This is a genomic window from Virgibacillus halotolerans (assembly GCF_016908515.1).
Taxonomy (GTDB): domain Bacteria; phylum Bacillota; class Bacilli; order Bacillales; family Amphibacillaceae; genus Virgibacillus_M; species Virgibacillus_M halotolerans.
Genome location: NZ_JAFBEA010000010.1, coordinates 143702 through 152335, shown reverse-complemented (window position 1 = coordinate 152335; position 8634 = coordinate 143702). Strand labels below are relative to the sequence as shown.

7 protein-coding genes and 1 riboswitch are annotated in these 8634 nt (G+C 39.1%); of the genes, 2 read left to right on the top strand and 5 right to left on the bottom strand.

Going from position 1 to position 8634, the window contains the following annotated elements; all coding sequences use genetic code 11:
- Positions 1-1320 precede the first annotated feature (1320 nt).
- Positions 1321-1890 carry an alkyl hydroperoxide reductase subunit C gene (ahpC, locus tag JOC34_RS18600; RefSeq protein ID WP_205138287.1) on the top strand — a complete coding sequence of 190 codons (570 nt, stop codon included), beginning with the start codon at positions 1321-1323 and terminating at the stop codon, positions 1888-1890.
- A 12-nt stretch (positions 1891-1902) separates the two neighbouring features.
- Positions 1903-3432 (top strand): alkyl hydroperoxide reductase subunit F, encoded by a 1530-nt coding sequence (ahpF, locus tag JOC34_RS18595; RefSeq protein WP_205138286.1) that lies wholly within the window; start codon positions 1903-1905, stop codon positions 3430-3432.
- A gap of 109 nt (positions 3433-3541) precedes the next feature.
- Here the strand turns inward: ahpF and JOC34_RS18590 are convergent, their stop codons facing one another.
- The 5 genes from JOC34_RS18590 to JOC34_RS18575 all read right to left on the bottom strand — a co-directional run bounded on the left by JOC34_RS18590 (position 3542) and on the right by JOC34_RS18575 (position 8607).
- Positions 3542-4648, bottom strand: coding sequence for a 5-methyltetrahydropteroyltriglutamate--homocysteine S-methyltransferase (locus tag JOC34_RS18590; protein ID WP_205138285.1), 1107 nt, complete (start codon positions 4646-4648; stop codon positions 3542-3544).
- 377 nt (positions 4649-5025) lie between these two features.
- Positions 5026-5127: riboswitch (SAM riboswitch) on the bottom strand.
- Between the two features lie 193 nt (positions 5128-5320).
- On the bottom strand, positions 5321-6865 hold the full coding sequence (locus tag JOC34_RS18585; RefSeq protein ID WP_275577718.1) for a malate:quinone oxidoreductase: 1545 nt from the start codon (positions 6863-6865) through the stop codon (positions 5321-5323).
- 271 nt (positions 6866-7136) lie between these two features.
- The gene (locus JOC34_RS22040) at positions 7137-7271 is read right to left on the bottom strand and encodes a hypothetical protein (RefSeq protein WP_275577717.1); all 135 of its coding nucleotides are present in this window, start codon (positions 7269-7271) and stop codon (positions 7137-7139) included.
- A 133-nt stretch (positions 7272-7404) separates the two neighbouring features.
- On the bottom strand, positions 7405-7920 hold the full coding sequence (locus JOC34_RS18580; RefSeq protein WP_205138283.1) for a YehS family protein: 516 nt from the start codon (positions 7918-7920) through the stop codon (positions 7405-7407).
- A 135-nt stretch (positions 7921-8055) separates the two neighbouring features.
- Positions 8056-8607, bottom strand: coding sequence for a TetR/AcrR family transcriptional regulator (locus tag JOC34_RS18575; RefSeq protein WP_205138282.1), 552 nt, complete (start codon positions 8605-8607; stop codon positions 8056-8058).
- Positions 8608-8634 lie beyond the last annotated feature (27 nt).

The following is an 8634-nucleotide window of genomic DNA, read 5'->3' as shown; positions in this document are numbered from 1 at the left end:
CATCTAAAGGCAAGCCTTTAGATGTTCGAAAAACAGTCTCTGTTTTTCTTGACATACTGGTTGTTTTGTTCAGTTTTCAAGGAGCAAATGTTTTGTGCTGCGTTTTTTCAGCAACTTTTAAATAATATCATGCCATTGCGTTCTTGTCAATAACTATTTTCATATTTTCAAAGACGCTTTTTGCGGCAGAAGTTCACTATATATCTTTTATCGGTGAAAGTCAACAAGTTTTTTAATAAGAAATTGGGTTTGACGGATACCTTCTACTATAATGGTTAAATTAATTCTGTTACAACGTTACAAATTTCGCTTGCATAAAAGCGGAGCCTTGGGACTAAAAGGACTAATTAAAAACCACTGGCGAACAGTTATGACTATATGCCAGCAAGGTTTTGTTAAGCGCAGGACCCTTTTAAGTTCTGTTTTTGCACAATGGAATGCATCTACAATGTATTAGATAAAAAAACCTATCCAGTGTGCCGTACTCATTCATCAGATCAAACGACTCCCAATTCCATCTACCCTTATACTCTATATAACAATCAATATATTCATCACAGTGATAAAGATATTGTTTAATAATTAAATCAAAGATACGCTTGTTACAGCCTTCTAATGCATATTATAATAAAAAATTTTGAACCGCAGGCGTGCTAAAGTTTAATAGGACCCCATCCCAGTTATTATCGTCGTGTAACTTAAATCGTCTTTTCTAGTTCAGCTATGCAATCTTCTAATTTTTTCCTCGCTTGTGTCCGACAATTATAAACAAACATTTCATAGCATTTATTCATATCCAGTATATCCCAATGATGTCGATGATATTAACAAAAAAGCAGAGATATAATTTTCGCTTCTATATAATGCTCATAAAATACTTCTTCTCAAAGTACAGTCGGATTATCTAAAAACGAATATGGTTTATCATAATAATCTTCAGGGGGTACACATTTCACTTCGTTGCCTCTTAAGAAAAAGAGCTAATGCGCCTGCCCACGTCATTCGTTATTCCAAGACTATTTTTCATTTGCGAAATATTGTGTAATCGATAAAAATTGGCATCAATTGAGAATATAAGTTTTTGTTTCAAATTCATTCAATACTCGCTTTTGCAATTATTGCTTAGCTAAAAAGAACTTCCATAGCAACAATCCAGCTGAATAATGATCATTCCTATTATTATAATTGACAAATGTTACGTTATATATAATAATGAGTGTTGGATTAGAATTATTATAGTTAACTATCGAAGTATTATTATTAATTTTCAGTATAAATTAACTATATAATTCAAAAAAAGTATCAGGAGGAAGATTATTTATGTCTATAATTGGAAAAGAAATACTACCATTCAAAGCATCAGCTTACGATAGTACCAGCGGTGAATTCATCGATGTTACTGATGAAAATCTAAAAGGGAAGTGGAGCATTGTTTGCTTCTACCCAGCGGACTTTTCATTCGTTTGCCCTACAGAACTAGAAGACCTACAAAACCAATATGCAACACTAAAAGAACTTGGCGCTGAAGTTTATTCTGTTTCAACAGATACTCATTTCGTTCATAAAGCATGGCATGACCATTCGGATGCAATTAGCAAAATCGAATATATCATGGTTGCTGACCCTTCACAAACAATCTCCCGCAATTTCGATGTGCTGGACGAGGAACTTGGTCTTGCACAACGTGGTACATTCATTATTGACCCAGATGGTGTTGTACAAGCAGCTGAAATCAATGCAGACGGCATCGGCCGTGACGCAAGCACGCTTGTTGGCAAAATTAAAGCGGCACAATATGTTCGTGAAAATCCAGGCGAAGTTTGCCCAGCAAAATGGGAAGAAGGTTCCGAAACACTTAAACCAAGTCTTGATCTTGTAGGTAAAATTTAAGGAGTGCAACCCATGTTATTAGATGCAGATATAAAAGCACAATTAGCCCAATATCTTCAAATGCTGGAGAGCAATGTGCTTCTCAAAGTTAGTACGGGATCTGATGATATTTCCCGCGACATGTTGGAGCTAGTGGATGAATTAGCTACCATGTCACCAAAAATTAAAGTAGAACACACACAACTGGAAAGAACACCAAGTTTTAGTGTGAATCGTGTCGATGAAGATACTGGCATCACTTTTGCCGGTATCCCACTTGGACATGAATTTACTTCATTAGTGTTAGCGTTGTTGCAGGTGAGCGGCAGAGCACCGAAAGTTGATCAAAAGTTCATTGACCAGATTAAAGGCATTGAAGGAACCTATCATTTTGAATCCTACATTAGCCTAAGCTGTCAAAATTGTCCTGACGTTGTGCAGGCATTGAACGTAATGAGTGTGCTAAACCCTAGCATCACGCATACCATGATTGATGGTGCAGCTTTTAAAGAAGAAGCGGAAAGCAAAAACATCATGGCGGTACCTACTGTGTTCCTAAATGGCGATTCATTCGGTGGTGGCCGTATGACACTGGAAGAAATTCTTGCCAAGATGGGCAACGCACCAGATGCTTCGGAGTTTGAAGACAAAGATCCATACGAAGTCCTTGTTGTTGGCGGTGGTCCAGCTGGAGCAAGTGCCGCGATCTACGCAGCACGTAAAGGTATTCGTACAGGTATTGCTGCTGAACGTTTCGGTGGTCAAGTCAACGATACAGCAGGTATTGAAAACTTTATTAGTGTCAAGCGCACGGAAGGCCCTAAATTCGTGTCAAGCCTTGAAGAGCACGTCAAAGATTACGACATTGATGTGATGAATTTACAACGTGCCACTCGTTTAGAAAAGAAAGACCAAATTGAAATTGAACTGGAAAATGGTGCGGTTCTAAAAAGTAAAACCGTCATCCTTTCCACAGGTGCACGCTGGCGCAAAATTGGCGTACCCGGTGAAGATGAATTCAGAAATAAAGGCGTTGCATACTGTCCACACTGTGATGGTCCATTGTTTGAAGGTAAACATGTAGCTGTTATTGGTGGAGGTAACTCCGGTGTCGAGGCAGCAATTGACCTCGCAGGAATTGTGAAACATGTAACAGTTCTTGAATTTGCACCGGAATTGAAAGCTGATTCTGTACTCCAGGATCGTCTAAATAGCCTGCCAAATGTTACTGTCATCAAAAATGCACAAACAAAGGAAATTACCGGTTCAGACAACGTAAACGGTATTACTTACATTGAGCGTGATACAGAAACAGAACAACACATCGAACTGGAAGGCGTATTTGTCCAAATCGGTCTTGTACCAAATACAGACTGGCTGGGCGATGCAGTTAAGCGCAATAAGTTCGGCGAGATCGTTGTAGATAAATATGGTGCAACAAATATTCCTGGCGTGTACGCCGCAGGGGATTGTACCGATGCACCGAACAAACAGATCATTATTTCCATGGGATCTGGTGCGAATGCTGCCTTAGGTACATTCGATTATCTGATCCGGAATTAATGATAGAATAGTAATACTGAAAGTCACTTCGCTATCCGAACGATAGCAAAGTGACTTTCTTTTTTTATCTCTTACGTAGCTTGTTATTGACCCCGCTATTTTAAATCGATTAGTAACCCAATTCTTCCTTCGCAATGCGGACAATATATTTTAATTTCTCCCATTGCGCTTCCTCCGTCAATATATTTCCATGATGTGTAGAAGCAAAGCCGCATTGCGGGCTGATGCAAATTTGTTCACGTGGAATATATTGGGTTGCTTCTTTAATACGTGCTTGGATATTTTCTTTATTTTCCAGTTCTCCCGATTTCGATGTAAACAGACCAAGCACAACCTGCGCGCCATCATTTGGTATGTAATCAAGTGGCTTAAAGTCTCCAGAACGGTCATCATCATATTCAAGGAAAAAGCCATCCACGTTTTCTTTGGCAAATAATGTTGGTGCAATCAGCGCATAGCTGCCTTCAAATGCCCAGTTGGATCTATAGTTACCACGGCAAAGGTGTGTCGTGACATACAAATCATCTGGCTTGCCTTCCAGCACCTCATTCACAACTTTCAATGCCAATTCAATAAGACGCTCTCTTGGGTATTTCCCATCATTGAAAGGGATGTCCGGTGAAGAAAGTCCAGCAATATACACATCATCAAATTGCAGGTAACGTACACCCGCGTCATAAAATGCCTGTAATGCATCACGGTATGTTTGAATAATATCATTTGCATATTCCTCGATATCCGAATAAATAGCCTCGTCACGAATGCCCTCATTAAACAGCTGATTCGGGCTTGGGATCGTCTGTTTGGCAACCGCACGGCCATCAACAATTTCATTAAACAAAATAAAATCTTTAATGTGCGGATGATCCGCGTTGAATGAAATTTTACCTGTGTTACGGACATCATATCTCTCCGTTTCTTCCCCGTGAAATTTAAAGCCAGTTTCCGGTACATAGCCTTCCACACCATTTAAATGTTCCAGAAAATCAGTATGCCAGAATCTCCGTCTAAATTCCCCATCTGAAACAGCTGACAAACCAACTTCAATTTGTTTATCCACGATACGCTTGATTTCTTTTGTTTCAATTTCATATAGCGCTTCCGCCGAAATATTCCCTGTTTCAAAATCTTTTCTCGACTGATGGATACTTTCCGGACGTAACAAGCTTCCAACATGATCTGCTTTAAATGGTGCTTTCGTTAATGTGATTGACATATAAATTCCTTCTCTCCATTTTAGTTTTTTAAAACACATAGAATGTTACTATGTGATCCGCAGCCCGACTACACTTCGCTTTCCTCGGGCGAGTGGCAAGTCTCCTCGGGCAAAGCCCTGTGGGGTCTTGCCTATCTCTTGGTTCCCGAAGGAGTCTTCGTGTATTCGGGCTGCTCAGAATTTCCCTGATTCAACAGCAACAATCTTTTAGATAATATCTCTTTTTAAAACGATACACGATTAAATCAAAGTCTTCGGTCATTTTGTGCCTTCTATCATCCCCGTAAAGTGAATTTTGCTGTTACAGGGGGTTTTTCCTATATGAAAAAACCCCCTTCTTGAATTAGAAGAGGGTACGTTGTCGTAGTTATTCACTCCTCTTATCTTCAAGCATTACGCTTCTGGAATTGGCACAGTACTCTTACAAGTCTGTTGCCGAGGTATCAAAGGGCCAGTCCCTCCACCTCTCTGGATAAGAAAATAAAACTATTAAGTTGTTAAGTAATAACTTACAGGGCTTTGTTTGAAATGTCAAGAGGAAAATTGGAAATTGTTTAAAAATTATTGTTGATACATAGGAAAATTACAAAATAAGCGCATTACGTGCCGTGGTATTTATTCACCCTACACAAAACAGCGGCTTCCCTAAAGAGATGCCGCTGTTTATTAGCTTTAAACCATAGTCTGTAAGTTTTCGTTTAGCCCAAGTGTCTGTGCTGTTGCGGTCTGAATTTCTTGGGTAAGTTCCGAGTTTTCCGCCAGTGACTTGCCATAAGAAGGAATCATCTCTTTTATTTTTGGTTCCCAATCTTTTAAATGCTCAGGGAAGCACCTTTCGAAAATATCTAGCATCACGTGAACGGCAGTAGAAGCTCCCGGAGAAGCACCTAGCAACGCAGCAACGGAACCATCACTGGCACTGACAAGCTCCGTACCAAATTGAAGCGTTCCTTTTCCACCGTCATCCGTGTCCTTAATCACTTGCACACGTTGTCCCGCTGTCACGGAATCCCAATCTTCACTTTTAGCATCTGGAATGAATTCCCTTAACGCTTCGATCCGTTGTTCTTTCGATAACATCACCTGTTGAACCAGGTATTTTGTTAGCGACAAATTTTTTGCGCCTGCTGCTAACATCGTAAAAGCATTATTCGGTTTTACAGAACCTAACAAATCCATATTTGAACCCGTTTTTAGAAACTTTGGCGAAAAGCCAGCAAACGGCCCAAATAGTATTGTTTTTTTGTTTTCGATATATCGTGTGTCGAGATGCGGCACAGACATTGGTGGCGCACCAACTGCTGCTTTGCCGTATACTTTTGCATGGTGCTGCGCTACAATCTCAGGATTATTACATACCAGGAATTGTCCGCTTACAGGGAATCCTCCAATATGTTTACTTTCAGGGATACCCGTTTTTTGCAGTAAAGGCAAGGCACCGCCACCGGCACCAATAAAGACGAATTTAGCCGTATGGTGTTCGAGCGTACCGCGTTCAAAGTTCCGCACTTTCACTTCCCAGGAACCGTCTTCCGTACGTTCGATATCATCTACCGTATGATTGTATTTGATATCCACATTTTGGCTCTTTAAGTGATCTAATAATTTACGCGTCAGCGATCCAAAGTTGACATCTGTTCCACTGTCGACCTTTGTTGCTGCTATCGGTTGATCCAATATCCGGTCTTTCATGATAAGCGGGATCCATTCCTTTAGCTTTTCCGGGTCATCGGAAAATTCCATCCCTTGGAACAGCGTATTATTTGAAAGTGCTTCAAATCGCTTTTTTAAATATGTTACATTATCTTTCCCATGTACTAGACTCATATGAGGCAATGGCATGATAAAGTCTTGCGGATTACTTATTAGATTCTTGTTTACAAGATAAGACCAGAACTGCTTGGAAAGCTGAAACTGTTCATTAATGGTTATTGCCTTACTGATATCAATGGATCCGTCCGGTTTTTCGGAGGTGTAATTAAGCTCACACAGTGCAGAATGCCCCGTTCCTGCATTATTCCATTCGTTGGAGCTTTCCTCTCCCGGTTTTTCTAGTTGTTCAAAAATGGTAATCTTCAAATCTGGTGCTAATTCTTTCAATAGTGATCCTAATGTCGCACTCATGATTCCAGCGCCAATTAAGATAACGTCTGCTGTTGTATGATTGTTACTCATTTTTACCTTCCTTACACTTTGAAATTTGCTGAAAGGATGCAGGTGCTCATGTCTTAACAGGTCAGGATAAAATTTAGTCCCACATCATTTCTAATGCAATTATACCTCCTAATATTGTATCACTATTATCTAAAAATCCAAATTTTCATTTACAATTTTACACGGGAGTTCCTTCCATGGAAAAAATCTTGGGGAATAATATTGGGTTGTAAATTAAATTGCCTGATGTTCATCAACGAAAGTCTGTCTATAAACAAAAAAGGACCAGCAACATTCCGCCCGATCCTTTACAAGTTAAATAACATTCGATGATTTATAACGTTTCATTTATATATGACTGTATGGTGTTTGGCAATAACCGATAGAATAACCCTTTATACTTCAGATCCGCCAGACCGGCGATGAAAATAATGATGAGGATGAATAATATAGGCTTCTTTTTGGACATTATGTCAAATGCTCCTTCAATAAAAAACTAATATGTGCTTTTAATACTACTTTAACAAATTTTATTTTAAAATACACAACCGGATGATTATCTGTTTTTTATTTATCAATCCTTCTCCACCATTAAAGCTAACCTATCCCCTATATCTAAAGGCCAATCCCTTTAAAAAATTCCGGGCATAGCGATCGCCGCACCGTTTATAATTCTTATGCCCCTCTTTTCTTAATAAGGCGCTCAATTCTCCTTTTGTCACGATTACATCTGCAGACTTTAATATATCTAACATATCCTCACTTGTTAATGTTAGTGCTATTTTTAATTTCTTTAGCAATACATTATTCACACTTCCGTTGTTCTGAATCGACATGTCTGGTTTGCCTTGCTGACTTGGATTTGGATCTTGTCTACCTCTTTTATATATAATCAAACCATTTAAAAATGACTCTAACATGGAATTACTGCATTCCGTATACTCGTCATCAATTTCTCCATCATCATAGTAGCTGTCTATTGATTTTACAAGCAAATCTTGCAAGTCATCTTCGGTTAACGCAACGCCTCCAAGCTTAAATACCTCTACCATCTCCCCATCCTTTAAATCAAGCGCATATCTTAAACGAATTAATATATCATTGTTATTCATGTCCATCTTAAAACCCCCTAAGGTATTTGCTAAATCCGAGCTTCCTAAATCTCTCGGTTTCATCACAAAAGTTCTTCATATTGTATCATTGTATCTCTAACACTCGCCATACTTCAAGAACCGCTTCTGTTACAGGAATTATCACCCCCTAAACCCAAAACTATTAATCAACACTGCAATTCGCTTCGGCGACTGATCCATATTGTTTGCAACCCATTGTTTTATAACGTAAATGCTGCCACTGATGGTATACGTAATCGCATACTCAGCAATATCCTCATCCATTTCATCATTGGTAATCTGACTTTGGATCATGAATGACCGGATGACATCCATCACGCGTCGTTCAAAGGAATGGTCAGCATTTTCATTAAGAAGTGTCTGGAACATGTCATACTTGGAAACGACATATTCCAGGAGCTTCTCAGTCATCTGCAGTGCTTCCTGTTCCTGTTCAAAGTCGTATTGATTTAAGTACGTATTTAATTCTGTAATGATTTCTTCTTCTATTTGTTCAAGCAAATCAAATTGGTCTTTGTAGTGCGCATAAAAGGTGGAACGGTTAATATCAGCTTGTTCGCAGATTTCTTTAACCGTGATGGAGGAAATCGATTTGGTCTTTAATAAAGTGATTAAACTGTCCATTAAAACGTTTCGTGTGTACTTCTTTCGTCGGTCGAGTTTTTTGTTCATCAAATTGTCACGCTTTCTTTTTCTTTT

Bases quoted from the DNA above. Each gene is read 5' to 3' on its own strand.
- JOC34_RS22040 (WP_275577717.1), bottom strand. From the start codon at position 7,271: ATGTCCAAAAAGAAGCCTATATTATTCATCCTCATCATTATTTTCATC.
- JOC34_RS18590 (WP_205138285.1), bottom strand. From the start codon at position 4,648: ATGTCAATCACATTAACGAAAGCACCATTTAAAGCAGATCATGTTGGA.
- ahpF (WP_205138286.1), top strand. From the start codon at position 1,903: ATGTTATTAGATGCAGATATAAAAGCACAATTAGCCCAATATCTTCAA.
- ahpC (WP_205138287.1), top strand. From the start codon at position 1,321: ATGTCTATAATTGGAAAAGAAATACTACCATTCAAAGCATCAGCTTAC.
- JOC34_RS18580 (WP_205138283.1), bottom strand. From the start codon at position 7,920: ATGGACATGAATAACAATGATATATTAATTCGTTTAAGATATGCGCTT.
- JOC34_RS18575 (WP_205138282.1), bottom strand. From the start codon at position 8,607: ATGAACAAAAAACTCGACCGACGAAAGAAGTACACACGAAACGTTTTA.